Source organism: Variovorax sp. J2P1-31 (assembly GCF_030317215.1).
Lineage (GTDB): Bacteria > Pseudomonadota > Gammaproteobacteria > Burkholderiales > Burkholderiaceae_C > Variovorax.
Map to the genome: position 1 here is coordinate 449110 of NZ_JASZYA010000002.1, position 24565 is coordinate 473674.

Genomic DNA, 24565 nt, shown 5'->3' on the forward strand with positions numbered 1-24565 from the left:
CGGTGTCGGCCGCACGCCACCCCCGGACCGCTGTCTGGGCCTGCCTGGTCGCGGGCCTCGTCGGCTACCTGTTCCTGCCCTGGTATGCGATCCAGGACACCAGCTGGTACGAGGCGCTGCCCCAGGTGTTCGGCAGCGCCGAAGGCGCCAACGGCCTGCTGCAGGCCGCCACGCAAGGGCGCCGCTGGCTCTTCATCGGGCTCGTCGGCCTGGCGCTCTGCGCGGTCGGCGCGCTGCAGCCGCCGGGCCGTGCCCAGGGGCGCTGGCTGCTGGCCGGCGGTGGCCTCGGCTTCGTCGGGCTGGCCGCCAGCGGCTTCCTGATCGGGGCGCGCGGCTGGAGCGTCGCGGCCTTCAACAGCAGCTTCGGCGAGCTCGCGGTCAACCAGTTCGGCATCGGCGCGGGCGGCTTCGTCGCGCTCGCGGCCCTGCTGCTGCTGGCCGCCTTCGGCCTGGCGCGGCTGGGCTTCTTCAAGGGCGACCTGTTCGTGGCGGGCGCGGTGCTCGGCTGCGGCACGATCATGGCGCTGTTCATCGCCTACCCGGTGTCGAAGGCGCTGGCCGGCGCCTTCATCGACGAGGACGGCGGCTGGTCGATCGCGGCGCTGGTGGCGCGCGTCGGCACCGAGCGCATCTGGGGCCTGGGCTGCGTCACGGGTGGCACGCGCTGCGGCGTGGCCTGGAACACGCTGTTCCTGGCGCTGCTCACGGCCGCCGGCACCACCTTCCTGGGCACGCTGATGGCGCTCATGGCCGAGCGCGGCGGCAAGCGCTGGCAGGGACCGCTGCGGGTGCTGGCGCTGCTGCCGATCATCACGCCGCCCTTCGTGGTCGGGCTCGGGCTGATCCTGCTGTTCGGCCGCGCGGGCGTGGTCAACCAGCTGCTCGAAGCCTGGTTCGGCATCGAGCCCACGCGCTGGTTCTACGGCATGCCGGGCGTGCTGGTGGCGCAGTTGTTCGCCTTCACGCCGATCGCCTTCATGATCATGCGCGGCGTGGTGCAGGGCATCGCGCCCAGCCTGGAGGAGGCCGCGCAGATGCTGCGCGCCGACCGCCGCCGCACCTTCCTCACGGTCACGCTGCCGCTGCTCAAGCCGGGCCTGGCCAACGCCTTCCTGGTGGGCTTCATCGAGAGCATCGCCGACTTCGGCAACCCGGTGGTGGTGGGCGGCCAGTTCTCGGTGCTGTCGACCGACATCTTCTTCGCCATCGTCGGCGCGCAGTACGACCAGGGCCGCGCGGCCTCGCTGGCCTGGGTGCTGATGCTGTTCGCGCTGGGCGTGTTCGCCTTGCAGCGCGGCCTGCTGGGCAAGCAGAACTACACCACCGTCAGCGGCAAGGGCGACGCGGGCATCGCGATGCCGCTGCCCGACGGCGTGCGCCGCACCATCTATTCGATCGCCTTCCCCTGGATCGTGTTCACCGTGGTGGTCTACCTGTTCGCCTTCGCCGGCGGCTTCGTCCAGACCTGGGGCCGCGACTACACGCTGACGCTCAATCACTTCAAGACCGCCTTCGCGCTCGAGTGGGGCCAGTTCGGGCTGGTGTGGGCCGGCACCGCGTGGAACTCGCTGATCACCACGCTCAAGCTGGCGGGCATCTCCGCGCCGATCACCGCCGGCCTGGGCCTGCTGATCGCCTGGCTGCTGGCGCGCAACGAGTTCAAGGGGCAGGGCGCCTTCGAGTTCGCCGCGCTGCTGGCCTTCGCGATTCCGGGCACGGTGCTGGGCGTGAGCTACATCCTGGCTTTCAACGTGCCGCCCTTCGAGCTCACGGGCACCGGGCTGATCATCGTGCTGTGCTTCATGTTCCGCAACCTGCCGGTGGGCGTGCGCGCCGGCACCGCGGCCTTCAAGCAGCTCGACCGTTCGCTCGACGAGGCCTCGCTGATGCTGCGCGTCTCCACCGCGCAGACGCTGTTCAAGGTGGTGCTGCCGCTGCTCAAGCCGGCGCTGGTGGCCGCGCTGGTCTATAGCTTCGTGCGCGCCATGACCACGGTCAGCGCGGTGATCTTCCTGGTCACGGCCGAGAACGAACTGGCCACCACCTACATCATCGGCCGCGTCGGCAACGGCGACTACGGCGTGGCGCTGGCCTATTGCACCGTGCTGATCGTGCTGATGTCGGCGGCCATCGCGCTGATCCAGCTGGTGGTCGGCGAACGCAAGCTGGGGCGGCGCAAGGCCGGCGCGGCGCCGGTCGTCGTTGGGCATTGAATACGGACCTCCGGACGCAGAAGACGCAAAGGTTGCGCAGAAAACGCAAAAGAAACCCTCCAGGTTCTCTTTGTCTTTTTTGCGACTTTTGCGAAAGCTTCGCGTCTTCTGCGTCCGGCAATCTGGAAGTTTGATCTATGAGCAACGGTATTGAGTTTCGCAACGTCACCAAGCGCTACGGCAGCGACGCCTCGGCCCCGCTGGCCGTCAAGGGCATCAGCTTCGAGGTGCCGGTGGGCACGCTCACCACCATCCTCGGCCCCTCGGGCTGCGGCAAGACCACCACGCTGCGCATGATCGCGGGCCTCGAGTCGCCGACCTCGGGCGCGATCGTGATGGGCGGGCGCGACGTGACCACGCTGGGCCCGGCCGAGCGCAACGTGAGCATGATGTTCCAGAGCTACGCGCTGTTCCCGCACATGGACGTGATCCAGAACGTGGGCTACGGTCTGCGCATGAGCGGCGTGGCCAAGGACGAGGTCGGGCGCCGCGCGCGCGAGGCGCTCAAGGGCGTGGGCCTGGTCGGCTTCGACCACCGGTTGCCCAGCGAACTCTCGGGCGGCCAGCAGCAGCGCGTGGCGCTGGCGCGCGCGCTGGTGCTCGAGCCGGCGGTGCTGCTGTTCGACGAGCCCTTGTCCAACCTGGACGCGCGCCTGCGCCGCGAGATGCGCGAAGAGATCCGCATGCTGCAGCAGCGCCTCAAGCTCACGGTGGCCTACGTCACGCACGACCAGAGCGAGGCGCTGGCCGTGAGCGACCAGATCATCGTGATGGACCACGGCGTGATCGCGCAGCGCGGCACGCCGCAGCAGCTCTATTCGCGGCCCGAGAGCGAGTTCGTCGCCGGTTTCATGGGCGAGGCCAGCGTGTTCCCGGCCACCGCGCAGCCCGACGGGCAGGTGGCGCTGGGGCCGCTGCTGCTCACGCCGCCGCATGCGGTGGCGGCCGGCGCGGTCAAGGTGGCGGTGCGGCCCGAAGCCTGGCAGATCGGCACGGCCGAGGGCCTGCCCGCCACCTGCACCAAGGCGGCCTACCTCGGCAGCTTCTACGAATACGGCTTCGACACGCCCATCGGGCCGGTGTTCGCGGTGTCGTCCGACCTGACCCGGCCGCTCGCGGCGGGGGCGCAGACCGTGCTGGGCCTGGGGCGGCACGGCGTGTCGGTGGTGCCGGGCGGCTGAGGGGCGCTGACAGAGCGCTGTCAGGGTGCCGTGGAACAATGGCGCCATGAACGTCGTATTCGATCTGGGCGCCGTGCTCGTCGGCTGGGAGCCCGGCCGCCTGCTGCAGGCGCATTTTCCCGAGCGCGCCGCCACCGCCGAAGCCGGCCGCGCGCTGGCCAAGGCCTTCTTCCACCACGCCGACTGGCTCGACTTCGATTGCGGCATCCGCAGCGTCGACGAGGTGGTCGCGCGCACCTCGGCGCGGCTGGCGCTGCCGGCCGATCGGGTGCATGCGATGGTCGCGCCGCTGGGCGAGCGGCTGGAGCCGATCGCCGAAAGCGTGGCGCTGCTGGCCGACCTGCGCGCACAGCGCGAGGCGGGTGCCGAGGTGCGGCTCTACTACCTGTCGAACATGCCCGTGCCCTATGCCCGCGCGCTGCAGCGCCGGCTGCCTTTCTTCGAGTGGTTCGACGGCGGCATCTTCTCGGGTGACGTGAAGCTCATCAAGCCCCACAGCGACATCTACCAGATGCTGGCCTGGCGCCATGGCTTCGACCCGGCGAAGACGCTGTTCATCGACGACACCGCGGCCAACGTCGAGGCCGCACGGGCTCTGGGCTGGCACGCCATCCACTGCACCGCGCCCAAGGCGCTGGCGGCGCAGGTGGCGCGCTTCGTGCCCTCGCTCGCTTCCGCCTAGTTCAGCGGTGCGCCCGTGCGCACCACCTTGTCGACGTCGAAACCCAGGCTGCGCGCGTAGTCGAGTTCGACCTGCAGCGAGGCCTCGTCCAGCACCGGATCGCGCGACAGCACCCAGAGGTAGTCGCGGTCGGGCGTGCCGACCAGCGCGACGCGGTAGTCGCGGTCGAGCTTGAGGATCCAGTAGTCGCCCCAGACCACCGGCAGCCAGCTGAGCCAGGCCGGCGCGAAGCGCACCTCGAGCCGGCCGGCGCCGGGCTGGCCCGCCACCGGCACCACGCGGGCGCTGCCCACGGCTTCGTCGAAATTGCCGTCGGCGCGGATGCAGCGGTTGCGCACTTCCACCGTGCCATCGGACAGGGGCGTGTATTCGGCCGTGACCGGGCCCGCGCAGTCCTTCTGGAAGCGGTTGGGCAGCCGGGCCTGCTCGTGCCAGAGGCCGGCATAGCGCTTGAGGTCGATCGGCGCCACGGCCTGCAGCGGCGCGCGCATCAGCGGCGCGCCGTCGGCGGGCCCGGCCGGCACCCGGGCATGGGCCCGGGCCGCGCGCGCCACGCCGAAACTCGCCAGCGCCAATGCGCCACCCACGAGGAAGGCGGTGGCCAGGGTACCGACCGAGGCGCTGAAGCGGCGGTCGTCGAAGGCGGCGGGCACCGCGGGTGTGCGGGGAGGGCGAAGCGGCATGGGACTCTCCATAAAAGCAGCCTTCGACCCTAAGCGCCCACTCACCGGCCTTTCGTCAGCCATGGACCACACGGTCTGTAGTTTTGCGGCGGGATAATGGCCGCATGAACCAACTCGATGCCCTCCGCCAATGGACCACCGTGGTTGCCGACACCGGTGACTTTCATCAGCTCGCCCAGTTCAAGCCGCAGGACGCGACGACCAACCCGTCGCTGATCCTCAAGGCCGTGCAGAAGCCCGACTACCGGCCGCTGCTCGACGAAGCGGTGCGCGCCCACAAGGGCCGCCCGGTGGACGAGGTGATCGACCGGCTGCTGGTGCGCTTCGGCACCGAGATCCTGTCGCTGGTGCCCGGCCGCGTGTCGACCGAGGTCGACGCCCGCCTGAGCTTCGACACCGCCGCCACGCTGGCCCGCGCCGACCGCATCGTGGCGCTGTACCGCGCCGAGGGCATCGACCCCGAGAAGCGGCTGCTGATCAAGATCGCCGCGACCTGGGAAGGCATCGAGGCCGCCAAGCAGCTCGAGCAGAAGGGCATCCACACCAACCTCACGCTGCTGTTCTCCTTCGCCCAGGCCGTGGCCTGCGGCGCGGCCGGCGTGAAGCTGATCTCGCCCTTCGTCGGCCGGATCTACGACTGGCACAAGAAGTCCGCCGGCAGCACCTGGAACGAGGCGGCCAGCGCCGGCGCCAAAGATCCCGGCGTGCAGTCGGTGCGCCAGATCTTCGACTACTACAAGCACCACGGCATCGCGACCGAGGTCATGGGCGCGAGCTTCCGCAACGTCGGCCAGATCGCCGCGCTCGCGGGCTGCGACCTGCTGACCATCAGCCCCGACCTGCTGGCCGAACTGGCCGCCAGCGACGCGCCGCTGGCCCATGCGCTGGACGCCGAAGCCGCCAAGGCGCGCGAGATTCCGCGCGTGGTGCTCGACGAGCCGGCCTTCCGCTTCGCGCTCAACGAGGACGCGATGGCGACCGAGAAGCTGGCCGAGGGCATCCGCGCCTTCGCCGTCGACGCGGTCAAGCTCGAGAAGCTGATGGAGGCGCAATGAGCGCCCGCACGGGCACGCGCTGCGACCGCACCGCGGCCTGGAAGCAGCTGCAGGCGCACTACGCCGAGACCGGCCGTGACTTCGACGTGCGCGAGGCCTTCGCCACCGAAGGCACGGCGCGCTTCGAGGCGCTGAGCGAATCGGCACCGCACGTCTTCGCCGACCTGTCGAAGAACCGCATCGACGCGCGCACCGAAGAGCTGCTGCTGGCGCTGGCGCGCGAGTCCGGCCTCGAGGCGCACCGCGACGCGATGTTTGCCGGCGAACCCATCAACGGCACCGAGGACCGGGCCGTGATGCACTTTTTGCTGCGCGCACCGGCCGATGCCGTGACCACGCGCAAGGCCGAACTGGCCGAGGTGCACGCCACGCTCGATGCGATGCTGGCGTACGCCGAAGCGGTGCGGGCCGACCACACGATCACCGACGTGGTCAACATCGGCATCGGCGGCTCCGACCTGGGCCCGCAGATGGCGGTGCTGGCGCTCGATGCCTTCACCGCGCCGGGCAAGCGCTTCCACTTCGTCTCCAACGTCGACGGCCATGAGCTGGCCGGCGTGCTCAAGGGCCTGGCGCCCGAGCACACGCTGTTCGTCGTGGCGTCCAAGACCTTCACCACCGCCGAGACGCTGGCCAATGCGCAGTCGGCCAAGCGCTGGTTCACGCAATCGGGCGGCGTCGACGTGGCGCGGCACTTCGCCGCGCTCACCACCAACGTCGAGGCCGCGCGTGCCTTCGGCATCGAGAAGACCTTCGGCTTCTGGGACTGGGTGGGCGGGCGCTACTCGCTGTGGTCGGCCATCGGCCTGCCCATCGCGCTGGCGATCGGCGCCGAGGGCTTCCGCCAGATGCTGGCCGGCGCGCACGCGATGGACGAGCATTTCCGCACCACGCCGCTGGCGCAGAACCTGCCGGTGCGCCTGGGCCTGCTCGACGTCTGGTACCGCAACTTCCACGGCTTCACCAGCCGCAGCATCGCGCCCTACCACAGCGCCCTCAAGCGCCTGCCGGCCTACCTGCAGCAGCTCGAGATGGAAAGCAACGGCAAGCAGGTCGACGCCAGCGGCGCGCCGCTGCCCTTCGGCACCTCGCCGGTGCTGTGGGGCGAGCCGGGCACCAACGGCCAGCACGCCTACTTCCAGATGCTGCACCAGGGCACCGACGTGATCCCGCTGGAGTTCGTCGCGGTGCGCGAGGCCACGCACGAGCTCGAAGGGCACCATCCCAAGCTGCTGGCCAATGCGCTGGCGCAGGCGCAGGCGCTGATGGTCGGGCAGGTGGACCCCGGCGGCCACAAGAATTTCCCGGGCAACCGGCCCAGCACCTTCTTCGTGCTGGACCAGCTCACGCCGGCCTCCCTGGGCGCCTTCCTCGCGCTGTACGAGCACCGCGTGTTCACCAGCGGCGCGCTGTGGGGCATCAACAGTTTCGACCAGTGGGGCGTGGAGCTGGGCAAGGTGCTGGCGCGCGACATCGAACCGCGACTGGCCTCGGGCGACGTGGCGGGGCTCGACCCGTCGACCGCGGGGCTGCTGCAGCGCCTGCGCTGAGGCGATACCAGCGCCACCGGAAAAGGCCGCGACAGCGGCCTTTTTTGCGTCCAGGGCCTGTACTGTCTCAGCGCCGATTCAATGCTGTCTTGCTCGATATAGGGAATCCACTAGCCATTCGATGCATAAAAGTATCAATGGCCTCCTTTGGCGTACCGATACCGACGCGCCGTCTCTACAGAATCGGCTTCGGCGGCAGACGGCCGCGAGAACCACAGGAGACAAGTCATGAAGCGTTGTTATCTCAAGGCGGGCGTTGCGCTCGCGATCGCCGGCGCGGGCTTCGCGCACGCCGCCACCGAGCTGGTCATCGCCACCGTCAACAACGGCCACATGATCGAGATGCAGAAACTCACGCCCTTCTTCGAGAAGGCCAACCCCGACATCAAGCTCAAGTGGGTGACGCTGGAGGAGGGCACGCTGCGCCAGCGCGTGACCACCGACATCGCCACCAAGGGCGGCCAGTTCGACGTGATGACCATCGGCCTGTACGAGGCGCCGATCTGGTCGAAAAAGGGCTGGCTCAAGCCCATCGCCACCGACGCGGCCTACGACGTGGACGACCTGCTGCCCGCCATCCGCGCCGGCCTGTCGACCGACGGCAAGCTCTACGCCGCGCCCTTCTACGGCGAAAGCTCGATGCTCATGTACCGCAAGGACCTGGCCGACAAGGCCGGCATCAAGTTCTCCGACCAGCCGACCTGGGCGGAGGTCAAGGCCTTCGCCGACAAGGCCAACGACCCCAAGGCCGGCGTCTACGGCATGTGCCTGCGCGGCAAGCCGGGCTGGGGCGACAACATGGCCTTCCTGAGCACGCTGGTCAACACCAACGGCGGCCAGTGGTTCGACATGCAGTGGAAGCCGCAGATCGACACCAAGGCCTGGAAGGACGCGATCACCTTCTACGTCGACCTGATGAAGAAGGACGGCCCGCCCGGCGCCTCGGCCAACAGCTTCAACGAGAACCTCGCGCTGTTCAACGAAGGCAAGTGCGCGGCCTGGGTCGATGCGACCATCGCGGCCTCGTTCATCAGCGACCCCAAGCAGTCGAAGGTGGCCGACAAGGTGGCCTTCGCGCAGGCACCGACCGCCAGCACGCCCAAGGGCGCCAACTGGCTGTGGTCGTGGAACCTCGCGATCCCGGCCAGCTCGACCAAGGACGAGGCGGCGCAGAAGTTCATCAAGTGGGCCACCTCCAAGGACTACATCAACCTCGTGGCCAAGGAAACCGGCTGGGCCTCGGTGCCCACCGGCACGCGCAAGTCGACCTATGCCAACCCCGAGTTCCAGAAGGTCGCGAAGTTCGCCGAGGCCGAGAAGAAGGCCATCGACAGCGCCAACCTCACCGACAGCACGCTGCCCAAGTCGCCCTACGTCGGCGTGCAGTACGCGGCCATCCCCGAGTTCCAGGCCATCGGCGTGGCGGTGGGCCAGCAGATGAGCGCGGCGCTGTCGGGCAAGGTCACGGTCGACCAGGCGCTCAAGACCTCGCAGACGGCGGCGGAGCGGGAGATGAAGAAGGCCGGGTACTACAAGTAAGCCGTCCCTCTCCCTCCTCCGCCGGGGGAGGGCCGGGGTGGGGGCCCGCGCCGCATCGATCGCTGCAGTGATCGATGGGGAGCCCCATCCCCGCCTTCCCCCAAAGGGGGAAGGAGCCAGAGACAACAAGAAGGGACCTGCTCATGAACCGACTCCTGCCCCGCGCCCTCATGGCGCCCGCGGTGCTCACGCTCCTGCTCTGGATGATCGTGCCGCTGGCGATGACGATCTACTTCTCCTTCGTCAGCTACAACCTGATGCAGCCGGGCGAGCATCCCTTCGCCGGCTTCGAGAACTTCCACTACTTCGTGACCGATCCGGACTTCTGGCCGGCGGTCTCGAACACGCTGCTGCTGATCGGCAGCGTGATCGTCATCACCGTGGTGGGTGGCGTGCTGCTGGCGCTGCTGGTCAACGAGCCCTTCCCGGGCCGCGGCATCGTGCGGGTGCTGCTGATCTCGCCCTTCTTCGTCATGCCGGCAGTCAACGCGCTGCTGTGGAAGCACATGATGATGAACCCGATCTACGGCGTGCTGGCCGACCTGTGGCGCCTGTTCGGTGCCACGCCGATCGACTGGCTCACCGACGTGCCGCTGCTGTCGGTGATCATCATGGTGGCCTGGCAGTGGCTGCCCTTTGCCTGCCTGATCTTCATCACCTCGCTGCAGTCGCTGGACCGCGAGCAGATGGAGGCCGCGCGCATGGACGGCGCCTCGGCGCCGCAGCGCTTCTTCTACCTGACGCTGCCGCACCTGGGCCGGCCGATGGCGGTGGTGATCATGATCGAGATGATCTTCCTGCTCAGCGTGTTCGCCGAGATCGCCATCACCACCAACGGCGGTCCGGGCAACGAGAGCACCAACCTCACCTACATGATCTTCAAGCAGTCGCTGATGAACTTCGACGTGGGCGTGGCCTCGGCCGGCGCGCTGTTCGCGGTGGTGCTGGCCAACATCGTGGCGGCCTTCCTGATCCGCATCGTCGGCAAGAACCTGGATTAGACATGGCTCTCCCCCAGTCTTCGCGCACTTCGTGTCGCTTCGCCAACCCCCTCGCCGGGGGCAACACCAGCGGCCCGGCAAAGCCGGAGCCGGTTCCGCGGTGTTCCACGAAGGTGCTCCGGCGCCATTGAAAGGCTCTGTCATGCAACCCAACCCCCTGCTCCAGAGCCTGCGCACCCTCGGTGCCTGGGCCGCCGCGCTGCTGCTGTTCTTCCCGCTGGGCTGGCTGTTCCTCACGGCCTTCAAGACCGAGCTGCAGGCCATTGCGGTGCCGCCGCTGTTCGTGTTCGAGCCCACGCTCGACAACTTCGCCGAGGTGCAGCGCCGCAGCGACTACCTTCTGTACGCGCGCAACTCGCTGATCACCAGCCTGGGCTCGACCGTGCTCGGGCTGCTGATCGCGGCGCCGGCCGCGTACTCGATGGCCTTCTTCCGCACCAGGCGCACACGCGACATCCTGATGTGGATGCTCTCGACCAAGATGATGCCGGCGGTCGGCGCGCTGGTGCCGATCTACGTGCTGGCGCAGAGCGCGGGCCTGCTCGATTCGCTGAGCGCGCTGACCCTCGTGTTCACGCTGTCGAACCTGCCGATCATGGTCTGGATGCTCTACACCAGCTACAAGGACATCCCCAACGAGATCCTCGAGGCCGCGCGCATGGATGGCGCCAGCCTCTGGACCGAGTTCCGCCACGTGGTGCTGCCGCTCTCGGTGGGCGGCCTCGCGTCGACCGGCCTGCTGTGCCTGGTGCTGAGCTGGAACGAGGCCTTCTGGGCGCTCAACCTGGTCTCGGCCAAGGCCGGCACGCTGGCCACGCTGATCTCGCAGTACTCGAGGCCCGAAGGCCTGTTCTGGGCCAAGCTGTCCGCGGCCTCGCTCATGGCCATCGCGCCGATCGTGGTGTTCGGCTGGTTCAGCCAAAAACAACTCGTCCAAGGCCTGACCTTCGGCGCCGTGAAATGAACACCCCCAGTCTTCGCGCACTGCGTGTCGCTTCGCCAACCCCCTCGAGGGGGCGCTGCCAGCGGCCCGGCAAAGCCGGTTCCGCGGCAGCTCCCGCATCGGGCTGGGCGCCTGCGATCCGTGCAGGCGTCTCGTCAGCCTGCTCATCCGCAATCAAGGAGTTTTGAATGGCCTACCTCGAACTCAAGAACATCCAGAAGAGCTTCGGCGACGCGCACATCATCCGCGGCGTGAACCTCGAGATCCAGAAGGGCGAGTTCATCGTCTTCGTCGGGCCCTCGGGCTGCGGCAAGTCGACGCTGCTGCGGCTGATCGCCGGGCTCGAGCCCACCACCAGCGGCCAGCTGATGCTCGACGGCAAGGACATCACGAACCTGGCCTCGGGCAAGCGCGACCTGGCGATGGTGTTCCAGAGCTATGCGCTCTATCCGCACATGAGCGTGGCCGACAACATGTCCTTCGCGCTCAAGCTGGCGGGCGTGCCCAAGGACGAGATCCGCAGGAAGGTCGCGCATGCGGCCGAGCAGCTCAACCTCACGCAGTACCTCGCGCGCACGCCCAAGGAGCTCTCGGGCGGCCAGCGCCAGCGCGTGGCCATCGGCCGCGCAATCGTGCGCGCGCCCAAGGTCTTCCTGTTCGACGAGCCGCTGTCCAACCTCGACGCGGCGCTGCGCGGCAACACGCGGGTCGAGATCCACAAGCTGCACGTGGCCCTGGGCGCCACCAGCATCTACGTGACCCACGACCAGGTCGAGGCCATGACGCTGGCCGACCGCGTGGTGGTGCTCAAGGACGGCGTGATCGAGCAGGTCGGCACGCCGATGGAGCTCTACGACCATCCGGTGAACCGCTTCGTCGCGCAGTTCATCGGCATGCCCTCGATGAACATGGTGCCGGCCGCGGCCATCCCCAGCTTCTCCTCGAAGACCGGCGGCCGGCTGCCGACCGACGGCTTTCTCGGCGTGCGCCCCGAGGGCCTGCAGGTGCACCCGGGCCACGGTGCGGGCGTGCCCGGCCGGGTCGACCTGGTCGAGGCGCTGGGCGCCGACACGCTGATCCACGTCGACGTCGACGGCGTGCCGCTGATCGCGCGCCAGAACGAGCGCACGCCGCTGCGCGTGGGCGACGACGTGGGCGTCGAGCTCGACCCCACGGTGCTGCACCTGTTCGACCGCCAGGGCCAGGCGCTCGCGGCCTGAATTCCTTTTGTCTTCTTCTTCATCCGAAAGCTCGACGTGACACTCGCAACCGTGCCGGACACCGACCTCGTGGTGCTGCACCTGGGGCTGGGCTCCTTCCACCGCGCCCACCAGGCGGTCTACCTGCAGCGGCTCATCGACCAGGGCGACACGCGCTGGTCGCTGGTCGGCGCCAACCTGCGCGCCGACATGGCCGAGGTGCTGGCCGCGCTGCAGGCCCAGGGCGGCGCCTACACGCTGGAGACCGTGACACCGGCCGGCGCCTTCCACTACGAACGCATCACGGCGATCCGCCGCGTGCTGCCTTACGAGCCCACGCTGGCCGCGGTGATCGCCTGCGGCGCCGACCCCGCGACCCGCATCGTCTCCTTCACCGTGACCGAGGCCGGCTACTACCTCGATGCCAAGGGCGCGCTCGACCTGTCCTTCGCCGAACTGGCCGCGGACATCGAGCGCGCACGCCAGGGCGAAGCCGGCCAGACGGTCTACGGCGCGCTCTGTGCGCTGCTGCGCGCGCGCAGGGCTGCGGATGCGGGCCCGCTCACGCTGCTCAACTGCGACAACCTGCGCCACAACGGCGAGCGCTTCCGCCACGGCCTGCTCGAGTTCATCGCGCGCAGCGGCGACACCGCCCTGCGCGACTGGGTGCAGGCGAACACCACCTGCCCCAACGCGATGGTCGACCGCATCACGCCGCGGCCGCCGCCCGAGCTGCGCGAACGCGTGCGCGCGGCCACGGGCATGGACGATGCCGCGCCGGTCACGGCCGAGAGCTTCATCCAGTGGGTGATCGAAGACGACTTCGCAGCGGGCCGGCCCGCCTGGGAGCGCGTGGGCGTCGAGCTGGTGGCTTCGGTCCAGCCCTACGAGGAGGCCAAGATCCGGCTGCTCAACGCCACCCACAGCTGCATCGCCTGGGCCGGCACCCTGGTCGGCCTGCAGTTCATCCACGAGGGCACGCACCGGCCCGCGATCCGCCGGATGGCCTACGACTACGTGACCGACGACGTGATCCCGGTGCTGGGCGCGCCCGGCGCACCGAGCCCGGTCGACCTGCCGGCCTACCGCGACGTGGTGCTCGAGCGCTTCGGCAACCCCGCCATCCGCGACACCAACCAGCGCGTCGCGATGGACGGCTTCTCGAAGATCCCCGGCTTCATCGCGCCCACGGTGCGCGAGCGGCTCGCGCGCGGCGAAACCATCGACAGCGTGGCCATGCTGCCCGCGCTGTTCCTGGCCTTCCTGCAGCGCTGGCATGCGGGGCAGCTGCCCTACGTCTACCAGGACCAGGGCATGGACCCGGCGCTGGCGCATGCGATCTGCGACGCGGCCGACCCGGTGGCCGCCTTCGGCGCCGACCGCGCGCTGTGGGGCCCGCTGGCCAGCGACCCGCGGCTGGTCGATGCGCTGCGGCGCGCGAGGCGGCGCGTGGACGCCTTCGTCGCGCAGGAGGGCTGAGCCATGCGCATCGCATTCGTCGGCGAAGCCCTGATCGATTTCACCGCCATCGAAGGCCTGCGCTTCGAAGGCCACGAGGGCGGCGCGCCCGCCAACGGCGCCATCGCCGCGGCGCGCCTGGGCGAGCCCACGGGCTTCATCACGCAGCTCTCGACCGACCTGTTCGGCGAGCGGCTGCTGCAGCACCTGCAGCGCAACGGTGTCGACACCCGCTTCGTGCTGCGCAGCGACGCGCCCTCGACGCTGGCCTTCGTCGAACGCACGCCAGAGACCAACCGCTACGCCTTCTACACCCAGGGCACGGCCGACACGCGCTGGGCGCCCGATCCGCTGCCCACCTTGCCCGACAGCTGCCGCTACCTGCACTTCGGCGCCATCTCGCTGCTGACCGAGCCCGCGGCCGGCCGCATCACCGCCCTGGTCGAGGCCCAGCGCGGCCAGCGCATCGTGCTCTTCGATCCCAACGTGCGGCCCAGCCTGATCCCCGACATGGCGGGCTACCGTGCCCAACTGCCGCGCTGGGTCGCGGCCTGCGACCTGCTCAAGCTCAGCGACGAGGACGCCGCGCACATCGCGCCGGGCCGCGCGCCGGGCGATGCGGCCGCGAGCCTGCTGGCATCGAACGAAGGCCCGGGCCCGCGCGCGGTGCTGCTCACGCGCGGCGGCGAGGGCGTCACCCTGTACCGCGCGGGCCGGGCGCCGATCGACGTCCGGCCGCCTTCCGTGCAGGTGGTCGACACCATCGGCGCGGGCGACGCCTTCGCGGCCGCGCTGTCGGTCGCGCTGCTGGCGCAGGGCGTCGAACACGCCGCGCAGCTCGATGCGCTGGGCGACGAAGCCTGGCACACCGTGCTGCGCTTCGCGGTCACCGCGGCCGCGCTCAACTGCACGCGCGCGGGCGCGGCGCCGCCCACGCGGGCGGAACTCGACGCGGCACTGAATCATTCTTCCAAGGAACAGGCATGACGAATTCCACTTCCGGCCGCCTGGCCGGCCGCCATGTGCTGGTGACCGGCGCGGGCGGCGGCATCGGCCTCGCGATCGTGCAGGCCTGCCTGGCCGAAGGCGCGTGCTGCAGCGTGGTCGACCGCGAGGCCGACACGCCCGAGGCGGTGCGCACGCTCGCGGCCAGCCATCCCGACACGCTGGCCTACATCGCGGCCGACGTGACCGACCGCGCGGCCGTGGCCCGCATGCTGGCCACCGCGCAGGCCCGCTTCGGCGCGCTGCACACGCTGGTCAACAACGCGGCGGTGTTCGACATGGCGCCGCTGCTCGAGAGCGACGAAGCCTCCTTCGACCGGCTGTTCGCCGTCAACGTCAAAGGCATGTTCTTCACCATGCAGGCGGTGCTGCAGCACATGGTCGAGGCCGGCACGCCGGGCGCGTCGGTGGTCAACCTGGCCTCGCAGGCCGGACGCCGCGGCGAGGCGCTGGTGTCGCACTACTGCGCGACCAAGGCCGCGGTGATCAGCTACACGCAGAGCGCGGCGCTGGCGATGGCGCCGCACGGCATCCGCGTCAACGGCATCGCGCCGGGCGTGGTCGACACGCCCATGTGGGCCGGCGTGGACGCGCTGTTCGCGCGCTACGAGAAGCTGCCGCTGGGCGAGAAGAAGCGCCAGGTCGGCCTGGCGGTGCCGCTGGGCCGCATGGGCACGCCCGGCGACATGGCGGGCGCGGTGGTGTTCCTGGCCAGCGACGAGGCCCGCTACATCACGGCGCAGACACTCAACGTCGACGGTGGTAGTGTGATGAGCTGAGCACGGCCCGGCAGCCCCGCAACCTATGCGATCCCTTCCCCGTCAGCGCGAACCCGAACTCGAGCACGACCTCGCGCGCTCGCCGGCGCTCGGCTACGAGGCGCCCGCGGAAGCCGGCTGGGTGCGCTGCCTGGCGCACGGCTACCCGAGCCCGCTGGCGCGCTGGCACTGCCACGACGAGTACGAGCTGCACCTGATCACCTCGACCTCCGGCAAGGCCTTCGTCGGCGACTGGATCGGTCCCTTCCAGCCCGGCCACCTGGTGCTGTGCGGGCCGCGGCTGCCGCACAACTGGATCTCGCTCGACACGCCCGATGCCGGCGTGCCCACGCGCGACCTGGTGATCCAGTTCCGCCACGACCCGGTGGCCGAGGCCGCGCGCCAGATTCCCGAGCTGGGCGAGGTGCAGCTGCTGCTCGAGCGCGCGCGGCACGGCATCGAGTTCTTCGGCCTGTCGGAGCAGGCCGAGCGCCACTGGCACCAGGTCAAGGCCACGCACGGCCTGCGCCGGCTCGCGGCCTTCTGCGAGTTCCTGGCCGACCTGGCCGACTGCACCGACTACCGGCTGCTGTCGAGCGTGCAGATGAAGGGCGCCGAGGGCGACGCCGAGGTCGATCGCATCAACGCCATCGTCAACCGCATCACCGACAACGTGGCCGAGCCGATCGCGATGGCCGAGGTGGCGGCCGAACTGGGCATGAGCGAGAGCCGCTTCAGCCGCTACTTCCGCCGCGCCACCGGCAACAGCTTCACCGACTTCGTCAACCGCGTGCGCATCAACAACGCCTGCCACCTGCTGATGCAGACCGACCACTACGTGACCGACATCTGCTACCAGGTGGGCTTCAACAACGTCGCCAATTTCAACCGGCGCTTCCTCGAGGTGAAGGGCATGACGCCGAGCGAATTCCGCCGCCAGGCGGACAGCCGCTTTGGAGGCGCCCACTGAAATCGGGGGGCGGGCATCCGGACGAACCTTGCTGAAATCGGGAGCGGGCATCCGGACGCAGAGGACGCAAAGATCTCGCAGAAGACGCGAAAGAAGACATTGTTTTTTTTCTCTTCTTTTTTGCGTCTTCTGCGAAACCTCTGCGCCTTCTGCGTCCGGCAGCCCGATCCCTTCCGTCAAGACAAGAGAAGAGAAGAAAAAATGTACCTGGGACTCGACCTCGGCACCTCCGAGCTGAAGGCGCTGCTGCTCGCGGACGACCACCGCATCGTCGGCGTGGCGCGCGCACCCTTGACCGTCAGCCGGCCGCAGGCGCTGTGGTCGGAGCAGGACCCTGCGCAATGGTGGGGCGCGCTCGAGACCGTGATGCAGGCGCTGCGCACCGCGCATGCCGAGGCGCTGGCGCGGGTGCGCGCGATCGGCCTGTCGGGCCAGATGCACGGCGCCGTGCTGCTCGATGCGGCCGGCGAGGTGCTGCGCCCCGCGATCCTCTGGAACGACGGCCGCAGCGCCGCGCAGTGCGATGAACTCGCCGCCGCGGTGCCGCGTCTGGGCGAGATCGCGGGCAACCTCGCGATGCCCGGCTTCACCGCGCCCAAGCTGCTGTGGGTGCGCGCGCACGAGCCCGCGCTGTTCGCCCGCACCGCCCACGTGCTGCTGCCCAAGGACTGGCTGCGCTGGCGCCTGAGCGGCGAGATGGCGAGCGACATGTCCGACGCGGCCGGCACCTTGTGGCTCGACGTGGGCGCGCGCGACTGGTCGGACGAACTGCTGGCCGCCACCGGGCTCACGCGCGCGCACATGCCGCGGCTGGTCGAAGGCAGCGCGGTGTCGGCCGTGCTGTCGCCGGACCTGGCCGCGCGCTGGGGCCTGGGCCCGCGGGTCGCGATCGCCGGCGGCGCGGGCGACAACGCGGCCAGCGCGATCGGCATGGGCGTGGTGGCGCCGGGGCAGGGCTTCGTCTCGCTGGGCACCTCGGGTGTGATCTTCGTCGCCACCGATCGCTTCGCGCCCAACCCGGCACAGGCGGTGCACGCCTTCTGCCATGCGCTGCCGGGCCGCTGGCACCAGATGTCGGTGATGCTGTCGGCCGCCAGCGCGCTGAGCTGGGCGGTGCGCGCCTTCGGTTTCGCCGACGAGGCCGCGCTGCTGGCGGCCGCGGCCGGGCTCGATGCCCCCGCGCGCGCCGCGGCGCCGCTGTTCCTGCCCTACTTGTCGGGCGAGCGTTCGCCGCACAACGATGCGCAGGCGCAGGGCCTGCTCTTCGGCCTCACGCATGCGCACGGCCCGGCCGACATCGCCTACGCGGTGGCCGAGGGCGTGAGCTTCGGCCTGCGCGACGGCCTCGACACGCTGCAGCCGCCGCAGGGCGACCTGGCGCTGGTCGGCGGCGGCGCGCGCAGCGCCTGGTGGGCCCAGTTGCTGGCCGACATCCTCGAGGTGCCGCTGGCGCTGGGCGAAGGCGGCGAGGCCGGCGGCGCCCTCGGTGCCGCGCGGCTGGCCTGGCTGGCCGATGGCGGCCGCGTCGAGGCGGTGTGCCGCGCGCCCGAACTGCGCCGGCGCTTCGTGCCCGAGGCCGCGCAGCAGGCCGGGCACCGCGCGCGGCATGCGCGCTTCCAGGCGCTCTACCGCGCGCTCAGGCCCTGCTTCCCGCGCTGAGCAAGAAGAGGCTCAGGCGCTCCTGCCGACCAGCGCGGGTTGCGCGCGGTAGGCCTGGGGGAACAGGCGCTTGAGATCGGCGATCTTCGGCAGGTCGTTGGCCACGATGTAGGGGTCGTCGGGGTGCCGCGTCAGGTAGTCCTGGTGGTAAGCCTCGGCGGGGAAGAAGCGCTTCTGCAGCTCGATGGTGGTGACGATCGGTAGGTTGCCGAAGGTGCGGGCCTGCGTCAGCTGCGCGATGTAGGCCTGAACGATGCGTGCCTGCTCGAGGTTCTGCGCGAACACGGTCGAGCGGTACTGCGTGCCGGTGTCGGGCCCTTGCCGGTCGAGCTGCGTCGGGTCGTGCGCCACCGAGAAGAAGATCTGCAGCAGCCGCGCGAAGCTGATCTGGCGCGGGTCGTAGCGGATGCGCACCGCCTCGGCATGGCCGGTGTCGCCCAGGCCCACGGCCTCGTACTTGGCCGTGTGCTCCGCGCCGCCCGCATAGCCCGACACCGCGCTGCTCACGCCCCTGACGCGCTGGAACACGCCCTGCACGCCCCAGAAGCAGCCGCCCGCCAGCACCGCGACCGCCTCGGTGTCGCCCGAGGCCACGGCCGGGTCGGTGGTGGGCGCCGGCACCACGGTCGGCGCCTCCGCCGCCCGCGCGGGCCGCGCGACCAGCCAGCCCGCGCCGCCGGCGAGCAGCACGGTCAGCAGGGACCGGCGAAGTGGAAGCGAAGGAAAGGTTCGGGTGCGCATGCGTGTCTCCGTCGTTGGAGTGCGAAGTGTCCCGCAACACGATGCCCGATCCGCGCGCCCATGAAAAAAGCCCTGCAGCTTGCGCTGCAGGGCTTTTGGGTCGCTAGGACCGCAATAGCTGCCCCCTTTTTCGTGGAACACCGCGGAACCGGCTTTGCCGGGCCGCTGGTGTTGCCCCCGGAAGGGGGAGGGCGTAGGCGACACGAAGTGCGCCGCAGCCTCGGGGGCGAGCCATCACATCCCCATGCCGCCCATGCCGCCCATGCCACCCATGTCGGGCATGCCGCCGCCGGCGCCAGCTTCGTCCTTCGGTGCTTCGGCGACCATGGCTTCGGTCGTCAGCAGCAGCGAGGAGACCGAAGCTGCGTTCTGCAGTGCGGTGCGGGTGACCTTCGTCGGGTCCAGGATGCCCAGTTCGAGCATGTCGCCGTAGGTGTCGTTCGCAGCGTTGAAACCGTAGTTGCCCTTGCCGGCCAACACAGCGTTCACCACCACCGAAGCTTCGCCACCGGCGTTGTTCACGATTTCGCGCAGGGGGGCTTCGACGGCCTTGAGCACCAGCTTGATGCCGGCGTCCTGGTCGGCGTTGTCGCCCTTGATCGAGTCGCCCACGGCTTGCTTGGCACGCAGCAGAGCCACGCCGCCGCCAGCCACGACGCCTTCTTCCACTGCAGCGCGGGTGGCGTGCAGGGCGTCTTCGACGCGAGCCTTCTTTTCCTTCATTTCGACTTCGGTGGCAGCGCCGACCTTGATCACTGCCACGCCGCCGGCCAGCTTGGCCACGCGCTCTTGCAGCTTTTCACGGTCGTAGTCGCTCGAAGCTTCTTCGATCTGGATGCGCACTTGCTTGACGCGGGCTTCGATGTCACCGGCAGCGCCAGCGCCGTCGATGATGATCGTGTTTTCCTTGCCCACTTCGATGCGTGCAGCCTGACCCAGGTCGGCCAGTGTGACCTTCTCGAGCGTCAGGCCCACTTCTTCGGCGATGACCTTGCCGCCCGTCAGGATGGCGATGTCTTCCAACATGGCCTTGCGGCGGTCGCCGAAGCCAGGGGCCTTGACGGCCACGACCTTCAGGATGCCGCGGATCGTGTTCACGACCAGGGTCGCCAGGGCTTCGCCTTCGACTTCTTCGGCAATGATCAGCAGGGGACGGCCCGACTTCGCGACTTGTTCCAGCGTGGGGAGCAGGTCACGGATGTTGCTGATCTTCTTGTCGTAGAGCAGCACGAAGGGGTTGTCCAGAATCGCCGATTGCTTTTCCGGGTTGTTGATGAAGTAGGGCGACAGGTAGCCGCGGTCGAATTGCATGCCTTCGACGACGTCCAGTTCGCTGTCCAGCGACTTGCCGTCTTCGACGGTGATGACGCCTTCCTTGCCGACCTTGTCCATCGCGTCAGCGATGAGCTTGCCGATGGTTTCGTCGCTGTTGGCCGAGATCGAGCCGACTTGCGCGATTTCCTTCGACGTGGTCGTGGGCTTCGAAGCCTTCTTCAGCTCGGCGACCAGGGCCGTCACGGCCTTGTCGATGCCGCGCTTCAGGTCCATCGGGTTGATGCCGGCGGCCACGTACTTGAAGCCTTCGCGAACGATGGCTTGTGCCAGGACCGTCGCGGTCGTGGTGCCGTCACCGGCGTTGTCGCTGGTCTTCGAAGCCACTTCCTTCACGAGCTGGGCGCCCATGTTCTGCAGCTTGTCCTTGAGTTCGATTTCCTTGGCGACGGACACACCGTCCTTGGTCACCGTGGGGGCGCCGAACGAACGCTCCAGCACCACGTTGCGGCCCTTGGGGCCCAGGGTCACTTTGACTGCGTTGGCCAGGATGTTCACACCCTCGACCATGCGTGCGCGGGCTTCGCCGCCGAAGACGACGTCTTTTGCTGCCATGTTGTATTACTCCGAATGGATTGAATGAATGGAAAGAAGGAAAGGAGAGGCTCAGCTCGCGACAACCGCGAACAGGTCGTCTTCCTTCATGACCAGCAGCTCGTCGCCGCCGACCTTGACGGTCTGGCCGCTGTACTTGCCGAACACGACGCGGTCGCCGACCTTGACGGTCAGGGCGATCAGTTCACCCTTGTCGTTGCGCTTGCCCGGGCCCACGGCCAGGACTTCGCCCTGATCGGGCTTCTCGGCGGCTGCGTCGGGGATGACGATGCCGGAGGCGGTCTTGGTTTCGCTGTCAACACGCTTGACGATCACGCGATCGGCCAAAGGACGAAGGTTCATTGCATCTCCTGGAGGGATATAGAAACGGGGGTTGTTGAGGGCGTCGGCCACAGGCCGGATCGCCCATCGCTTGGAAACCGCGTTGTTAGCACTCGGTCTTGGCGAGTGCTAATGATAAGGGCTTTTGCGGGGGTTTCAAGGGCGAGGACCTGACAGGCGTCCGCATTTCCGCCGGCAGGCCGGGCCAGACCGAAGGAAAGGGCGCGCTGCCGCGGCGTCTGCCTTGAGGTCGCAAGATGGCGCGGAAGCGCAGGTCCCGGACGCGGTAGCCGGGGTCGAAGCTCGTCGCGCGCGCTCAGGGCGCTGGCAGGCGATCCCGGGCCACGGCGACGAAGAAACCGACCCCGTAAGGGAGCGCGTCGTCGCAGAAATCGTAGGCCGCGTTGTGCAGCGATGCGCTGTCCCCGTTGCCCAGGTTGGCATAGCAGCCGGGCACGCGTCTGAGCAGTTGTCCGAAATCTTCCGACCCGGTGTTGGCTGGCGCGTCGGCCTCGATGCAGCCGGGGCCAAAGCTGCGCTCCATCAGCCGTTTCACGTTCTGGGTCAGTGCGGCGTCGTTGACCGTCGGCACGAACACGCGGGTGTACTTCACCTCGGCGGTGCAGCCGTGCGCGTCCGCGACGCCCCTGGCGACCCGGGTCAGTTCTTCCTCGATCAGTTGACTTACTGCAGGGCTGAACGAACGGCAGTCCCCGTCGATGACGACCTCTCCGCTGCTGACATTGCGGGTGCCGGAGGAGTGGATGCTGGTGCAGGACACCACGGCCATCTCGCTTGGGGGGATCACCCGGGAGACGACGGTCTGCAGTGCCGTGACGGTCGCGGCCGCCGCCACCAGCGCATCCCGGCCCTGGTGCGGCCTGGCCGAGTGAACACCTTTGCCGCTGATCCGGATCTCGAAGTTGTCCTCGGCGGACTTGAAGGCGCCGCTGCAGGTCTCGAATCTTCCGATGGGCAGGCCGGGCGCGTTGTGCAAGGCATAGGCTTCGGCAGCGGGGAAGCGTTCGAGCAGGCCGTCCTCGAGCATCGCGAGCATGCCCTGGCCCCATTCCTCCGCCGGCTGGAACACGAAATGGATCGCGCCATCGAAGCCGCCTTCCTGCGCCAGGATCTGCGCGGCGCCCAGGAGCATGGCCGTGTGTCCGTCGTGGCCGCAGGCGTGCATGTAGCCGCTGCGGGTCGATGCATGGGGGCGATCCTCCCCAGGCGCCTCGGCGATGCGCAGCGCGTCCATGTCCGCGCGCAGGATGATCGACTTCGTGGCGGTGCCGCGCCGAAGCGTGCCGACCACGCCTGTCTTGCCCACGCCCGTCGTCACCGCCATGCCGCAGGCCTGCAGCAGCGATGCCACCTGCCTGGATGTGCGCGTTTCCTCGAATCCGAATTCCGGATGCGCGTGGATGTCCCTGCGAATCGATCGCAGGGCGTCCAGGAAGCCGATGTGGAAGGTTTTCATCAGTCCGCCGTGAATCCGCTGGCCTTGATGGGGGCCTCCCACTTGGCCAGGCCCGCAGCCTGACGCTGTGCCAGTGCCTCGGGCGAGGCATAGGCCGGCGACATCGCGTACTGCTGGATGCGGTTGCGCAGCTCGGGCGAAGCCAGCGCCTCCTTCAAGGCCTTGTCGAGCCGCTCCACCTTGTCCCGGGGCAGGCCGGGCGGGCCGTAGATGCCGACGAAGCCTTCGGCGGAAAGGTCGAAGCCCGATTCGCGGATCGTGGGCACGTCGGGCAGCACCTCGAGGCGCTTGTCGCCGGGCACCGCCACGATGCGGATCTTGCCGGACTTGGCCATCTCCATGGGTTCGAGGATGGTGTCGATCATCATTGGGATCTGCCCGCCCACCAGATCCGTCATCGCGGGCGTTCCGCCCTTGTAGGGCACATGGGTGAATGCCGTGCCAGAGATGTTGCTGAACATGAGGCCGAGGAAATGGCCCATCTGGCCGGCGCCGGAGGTGGCATAGGCAGCTTCCTGGGGATTCGCCTTCGCCCAGGCGATCAGTTCCTTCAGGTTCCCCTTGGGGGCCTTCGGGCCCACGGCGATGCACAGCGCGAAGTTCGCCACGCCGGCCACGGGCGTGAAGTCCTTGACCGGATCGAACTCCAGCTTCTTGTAGACGTGCGGGAAGATGATGAAGGGGGAGCTGTTGGCCAGTATCAGCGTCAGGCCGTCCGGCTTGGCGCGCTTGATCTCGCTGAGCGCCAGGCGCTGCGCTGCGCCCGGCTTGTTGTCGACGATGACCGGCTGGTTCAGGGTCACGCGCAGGCGGTCGGCCACGGCCCTGGCCACCGAGTCCAGGGCGCCGCCGGCGGAGAAGCCGACCAGCAGGCGGATGGGTGGGTTGGCGTCCTGCGCCGCCGCCAGGTGGCAGAACATGGACAGGCCGGCGAGCGCGGCGATGAAGGTGGAGCGACGCATGGAGATGCCTTCTGAAGTCGTTGTCGATGGGGACGGGTCAGCGGCTGATCCAACGGGACTGCCGCGCTTGCACTGAATCGGCGGATTCGCCAGCCAGTTCCTGGTACACCTGCGGCGCGGTCGCCCCTTCGGTGTTGACGATGAGCACGCGCGATTGCGCATCGAGCGCCACGTGCGCGGACAGGACCGGGTCGCTGCGCAGCCACCGCAGCGCGGCCAGGCCGGCCGTGCCGGACTCACCAGCCACGATCGGCACGTCGTTGTCGCTGCCCCTGGCCAGGATGCGCATCGCCTCGATGGCCTGCTCGTCTTTGATCGTCATGAAGTGCTCGACGCTGGTGGCCAGGAACTTCCATGCCAGGGGCGAGGTTTCGCCGCAGGCCAGGCCCGCCATCACCGAATCGACGGAGCCGGTGGCCCTGGCGGCGCGGCCCTGGATGGCGCTCTGCAGCAGGCAGTCCGCCTGGGTCGGCTCCACGACGATGAAGCGAGGCCGCTGCAGGCCGTGGTATTCCCACAGGTAGCTGAACAGGCCCGCGGCCAGGCCACCCACGCCGCCCTGGAGGATCACGTGCGTGAACGCACCGGCTTCGTTGGGGCGCGCGCCCGTCTGCTCGACGATTTCGGCGGCGATGGTGCCGTAGCCCTGCATCACGTCCCGAGGGATGTCCTCGTAGCCTTCATAGGACGTGTCGGACACGACCTGCCAGCCGTTCTCAGAGGCGAGGCGCGCGGCCTCGTCGACCGACGCGTCGTAGTTGCCGGCGACGCGCACGATCCGCGCGCCGAATGCCGCGATGGCCTGCTCGCGCTCCGCGCTCACCTGGGCATGCAGCACGATCACGCAGCGGCATCCCGCATCGCGCGCCGCGGCGGCCAGGCCGCGTCCATGGTTGCCGTCGGTGGCACTGACCACGGTGTAGGAGGCGAGCTGCGCCGCATGGCGGCCACTCAGGATGGCGGTCGGCTCGAAATCGGGATGCAGCCGCAGGATCTGCCGCACCAGCGCGATCGGTGCCCCGAGCGCCTTGAAGCTGCCAAGGGGCGAACGCACCGATTCGTCCTTGACGCTGAGCCGGGCGACCTCCAGGGCTCGCGCCAGGTCGGGCAGATCGTAGAGCGGTGTGGCCACCCGTGCGATACCGGTCCAGGGCGCCAGCCAGCGCCGGCTCTCCAGCGCCCCCTCGATGTCCAGCATGGCGCGCAGCTCGGCGGGATAGGGCGTGCGCTCGGCGCGCGGGTTGGCGATCAACATCCATCGTTCTCCGGGGTTCGGGACAG

21 protein-coding genes are annotated in these 24565 nt (G+C 69.1%); 14 read left to right on the top strand and 7 right to left on the bottom strand.

From position 1 onward, the window contains the following. The first annotated feature begins 2 nt into the window (after window positions 1–2). From QTI20_RS13195 to QTI20_RS13205, 3 genes are all read left to right on the top strand, one after another. Complete coding sequence (locus QTI20_RS13195; protein ID WP_503011396.1) at window positions 3–2213, top strand: ABC transporter permease; 2211 nt, start codon at window positions 3–5, stop codon at window positions 2211–2213. Window positions 2214–2350: 137 nt separating this feature from the next. Beyond that, complete coding sequence (locus tag QTI20_RS13200; RefSeq protein ID WP_286551480.1) at window positions 2351–3394, top strand: ABC transporter ATP-binding protein; 1044 nt, start codon at window positions 2351–2353, stop codon at window positions 3392–3394. Window positions 3395–3440: 46 nt separating this feature from the next. Continuing rightward, complete coding sequence (locus tag QTI20_RS13205) at window positions 3441–4076, top strand: HAD family hydrolase (RefSeq protein ID WP_286551481.1); 636 nt, start codon at window positions 3441–3443, stop codon at window positions 4074–4076. Here the strand turns inward: QTI20_RS13205 and QTI20_RS13210 are convergent. Next, complete coding sequence (locus QTI20_RS13210) at window positions 4073–4759, bottom strand: lipocalin family protein (RefSeq protein ID WP_286551482.1); 687 nt, start codon at window positions 4757–4759, stop codon at window positions 4073–4075. The two genes, QTI20_RS13205 and QTI20_RS13210, sit on opposite strands and share 4 nt — an antisense overlap. A gap of 104 nt (window positions 4760–4863) precedes the next feature. On the opposite strand from QTI20_RS13210, the gene tal reads away from it, so the two are divergent. The 11 genes from tal to xylB all read left to right on the top strand — a co-directional run bounded on the left by tal (window position 4864) and on the right by xylB (window position 17896). Continuing rightward, window positions 4864–5814, top strand: a complete 951-nt coding sequence (gene tal, locus QTI20_RS13215) for a transaldolase (RefSeq protein ID WP_286551483.1) — start codon at window positions 4864–4866, stop codon at window positions 5812–5814. Continuing rightward, window positions 5811–7364, top strand: a complete 1554-nt coding sequence (pgi, locus tag QTI20_RS13220) for a glucose-6-phosphate isomerase (RefSeq protein ID WP_286551484.1) — start codon at window positions 5811–5813, stop codon at window positions 7362–7364. The genes tal and pgi overlap by 4 nt, the downstream gene beginning before the upstream one ends. Window positions 7365–7592: 228 nt before the next feature. Continuing rightward, on the top strand, window positions 7593–8903 hold the full coding sequence (locus QTI20_RS13225; protein ID WP_286551486.1) for an ABC transporter substrate-binding protein: 1311 nt from the start codon (window positions 7593–7595) through the stop codon (window positions 8901–8903). A gap of 143 nt (window positions 8904–9046) precedes the next feature. Continuing rightward, window positions 9047–9904: a carbohydrate ABC transporter permease gene (locus QTI20_RS13230; RefSeq protein WP_286551488.1), complete on the top strand. Its 858-nt coding sequence runs from the start codon at window positions 9047–9049 to the stop codon at window positions 9902–9904. A gap of 142 nt (window positions 9905–10046) precedes the next feature. Then, window positions 10047–10868, top strand: coding sequence for a carbohydrate ABC transporter permease (locus tag QTI20_RS13235; RefSeq protein WP_286551489.1), 822 nt, complete (start codon window positions 10047–10049; stop codon window positions 10866–10868). A gap of 167 nt (window positions 10869–11035) precedes the next feature. Continuing rightward, entirely contained in the window at window positions 11036–12067 is a 1032-nt protein-coding gene (locus QTI20_RS13240) for an ABC transporter ATP-binding protein (RefSeq protein ID WP_286551490.1), read from the top strand. Between the two features lie 72 nt (window positions 12068–12139). Further along, a complete protein-coding gene (dalD, locus tag QTI20_RS13245; RefSeq protein WP_286553395.1) occupies window positions 12140–13525 on the top strand; it encodes a D-arabinitol 4-dehydrogenase in 1386 nt (461 codons plus the stop codon). Between the two features lie 3 nt (window positions 13526–13528). Then, window positions 13529–14491 carry a carbohydrate kinase family protein gene (locus QTI20_RS13250; protein ID WP_286551491.1) on the top strand — a complete coding sequence of 321 codons (963 nt, stop codon included), beginning with the start codon at window positions 13529–13531 and terminating at the stop codon, window positions 14489–14491. Then, a complete protein-coding gene (locus tag QTI20_RS13255; RefSeq protein WP_286551492.1) occupies window positions 14488–15288 on the top strand; it encodes an L-iditol 2-dehydrogenase in 801 nt (266 codons plus the stop codon). The genes QTI20_RS13250 and QTI20_RS13255 overlap by 4 nt, the downstream gene beginning before the upstream one ends. Before the next feature lie 25 nt (window positions 15289–15313). Then, entirely contained in the window at window positions 15314–16237 is a 924-nt protein-coding gene (locus QTI20_RS13260; protein WP_286551493.1) for an AraC family transcriptional regulator, read from the top strand. 201 nt (window positions 16238–16438) lie between these two features. Next, window positions 16439–17896, top strand: a complete 1458-nt coding sequence (gene xylB / locus QTI20_RS13265) for a xylulokinase (RefSeq protein WP_286551494.1) — start codon at window positions 16439–16441, stop codon at window positions 17894–17896. Window positions 17897–17908: 12 nt separating this feature from the next. Here xylB and msrA read toward each other — a convergent pair whose 3' ends face one another. The 6 genes from msrA to QTI20_RS13295 form a co-directional block, all read right to left on the bottom strand. Further along, on the bottom strand, window positions 17909–18637 hold the full coding sequence (gene msrA, locus QTI20_RS13270) for a peptide-methionine (S)-S-oxide reductase MsrA (protein WP_286551496.1): 729 nt from the start codon (window positions 18635–18637) through the stop codon (window positions 17909–17911). A gap of 234 nt (window positions 18638–18871) precedes the next feature. After that, window positions 18872–20524 (bottom strand): chaperonin GroEL, encoded by a 1653-nt coding sequence (gene groL / locus QTI20_RS13275; RefSeq protein ID WP_183026118.1) that lies wholly within the window; start codon window positions 20522–20524, stop codon window positions 18872–18874. 51 nt (window positions 20525–20575) lie between these two features. Further along, window positions 20576–20866, bottom strand: coding sequence for a co-chaperone GroES (locus tag QTI20_RS13280; RefSeq protein ID WP_183026119.1), 291 nt, complete (start codon window positions 20864–20866; stop codon window positions 20576–20578). 295 nt (window positions 20867–21161) lie between these two features. Next, window positions 21162–22322 carry an amidohydrolase gene (locus tag QTI20_RS13285; RefSeq protein WP_286551500.1) on the bottom strand — a complete coding sequence of 387 codons (1161 nt, stop codon included), beginning with the start codon at window positions 22320–22322 and terminating at the stop codon, window positions 21162–21164. After that, the gene (locus QTI20_RS13290; RefSeq protein ID WP_286551501.1) at window positions 22322–23284 is read right to left on the bottom strand and encodes a Bug family tripartite tricarboxylate transporter substrate binding protein; all 963 of its coding nucleotides are present in this window, start codon (window positions 23282–23284) and stop codon (window positions 22322–22324) included. The genes QTI20_RS13285 and QTI20_RS13290 overlap by 1 nt, the downstream gene beginning before the upstream one ends. 37 nt (window positions 23285–23321) lie before the next feature. Next, window positions 23322–24539: a diaminopropionate ammonia-lyase gene (locus tag QTI20_RS13295; RefSeq protein WP_286551502.1), complete on the bottom strand. Its 1218-nt coding sequence runs from the start codon at window positions 24537–24539 to the stop codon at window positions 23322–23324. Window positions 24540–24565: the final 26 nt, after the last annotated feature.

Excerpts from the sequence above, each read along its gene's own strand:
- QTI20_RS13250 (WP_286551491.1), top strand. The coding sequence starts at position 13,529 with ATGCGCATCGCATTCGTCGGCGAAGCCCTGATCGATTTCACCGCCATC.
- xylB (WP_286551494.1), top strand. The coding sequence starts at position 16,439 with ATGTACCTGGGACTCGACCTCGGCACCTCCGAGCTGAAGGCGCTGCTG.
- QTI20_RS13280 (WP_183026119.1), bottom strand. The coding sequence starts at position 20,866 with ATGAACCTTCGTCCTTTGGCCGATCGCGTGATCGTCAAGCGTGTTGAC.
- QTI20_RS13290 (WP_286551501.1), bottom strand. The coding sequence starts at position 23,284 with ATGCGTCGCTCCACCTTCATCGCCGCGCTCGCCGGCCTGTCCATGTTC.
- QTI20_RS13285 (WP_286551500.1), bottom strand. The coding sequence starts at position 22,322 with ATGAAAACCTTCCACATCGGCTTCCTGGACGCCCTGCGATCGATTCGC.
- QTI20_RS13230 (WP_286551488.1), top strand. The coding sequence starts at position 9,047 with ATGAACCGACTCCTGCCCCGCGCCCTCATGGCGCCCGCGGTGCTCACG.
- groL (WP_183026118.1), bottom strand. The coding sequence starts at position 20,524 with ATGGCAGCAAAAGACGTCGTCTTCGGCGGCGAAGCCCGCGCACGCATG.
- QTI20_RS13235 (WP_286551489.1), top strand. The coding sequence starts at position 10,047 with ATGCAACCCAACCCCCTGCTCCAGAGCCTGCGCACCCTCGGTGCCTGG.
- QTI20_RS13295 (WP_286551502.1), bottom strand. The coding sequence starts at position 24,539 with ATGTTGATCGCCAACCCGCGCGCCGAGCGCACGCCCTATCCCGCCGAG.
- QTI20_RS13260 (WP_286551493.1), top strand. The coding sequence starts at position 15,314 with ATGCGATCCCTTCCCCGTCAGCGCGAACCCGAACTCGAGCACGACCTC.
- pgi (WP_286551484.1), top strand. The coding sequence starts at position 5,811 with ATGAGCGCCCGCACGGGCACGCGCTGCGACCGCACCGCGGCCTGGAAG.
- QTI20_RS13225 (WP_286551486.1), top strand. The coding sequence starts at position 7,593 with ATGAAGCGTTGTTATCTCAAGGCGGGCGTTGCGCTCGCGATCGCCGGC.
- QTI20_RS13255 (WP_286551492.1), top strand. The coding sequence starts at position 14,488 with ATGACGAATTCCACTTCCGGCCGCCTGGCCGGCCGCCATGTGCTGGTG.
- QTI20_RS13200 (WP_286551480.1), top strand. The coding sequence starts at position 2,351 with ATGAGCAACGGTATTGAGTTTCGCAACGTCACCAAGCGCTACGGCAGC.
- msrA (WP_286551496.1), bottom strand. The coding sequence starts at position 18,637 with ATGCGCACCCGAACCTTTCCTTCGCTTCCACTTCGCCGGTCCCTGCTG.
- tal (WP_286551483.1), top strand. The coding sequence starts at position 4,864 with ATGAACCAACTCGATGCCCTCCGCCAATGGACCACCGTGGTTGCCGAC.
- QTI20_RS13240 (WP_286551490.1), top strand. The coding sequence starts at position 11,036 with ATGGCCTACCTCGAACTCAAGAACATCCAGAAGAGCTTCGGCGACGCG.
- QTI20_RS13205 (WP_286551481.1), top strand. The coding sequence starts at position 3,441 with ATGAACGTCGTATTCGATCTGGGCGCCGTGCTCGTCGGCTGGGAGCCC.
- QTI20_RS13210 (WP_286551482.1), bottom strand. The coding sequence starts at position 4,759 with ATGCCGCTTCGCCCTCCCCGCACACCCGCGGTGCCCGCCGCCTTCGAC.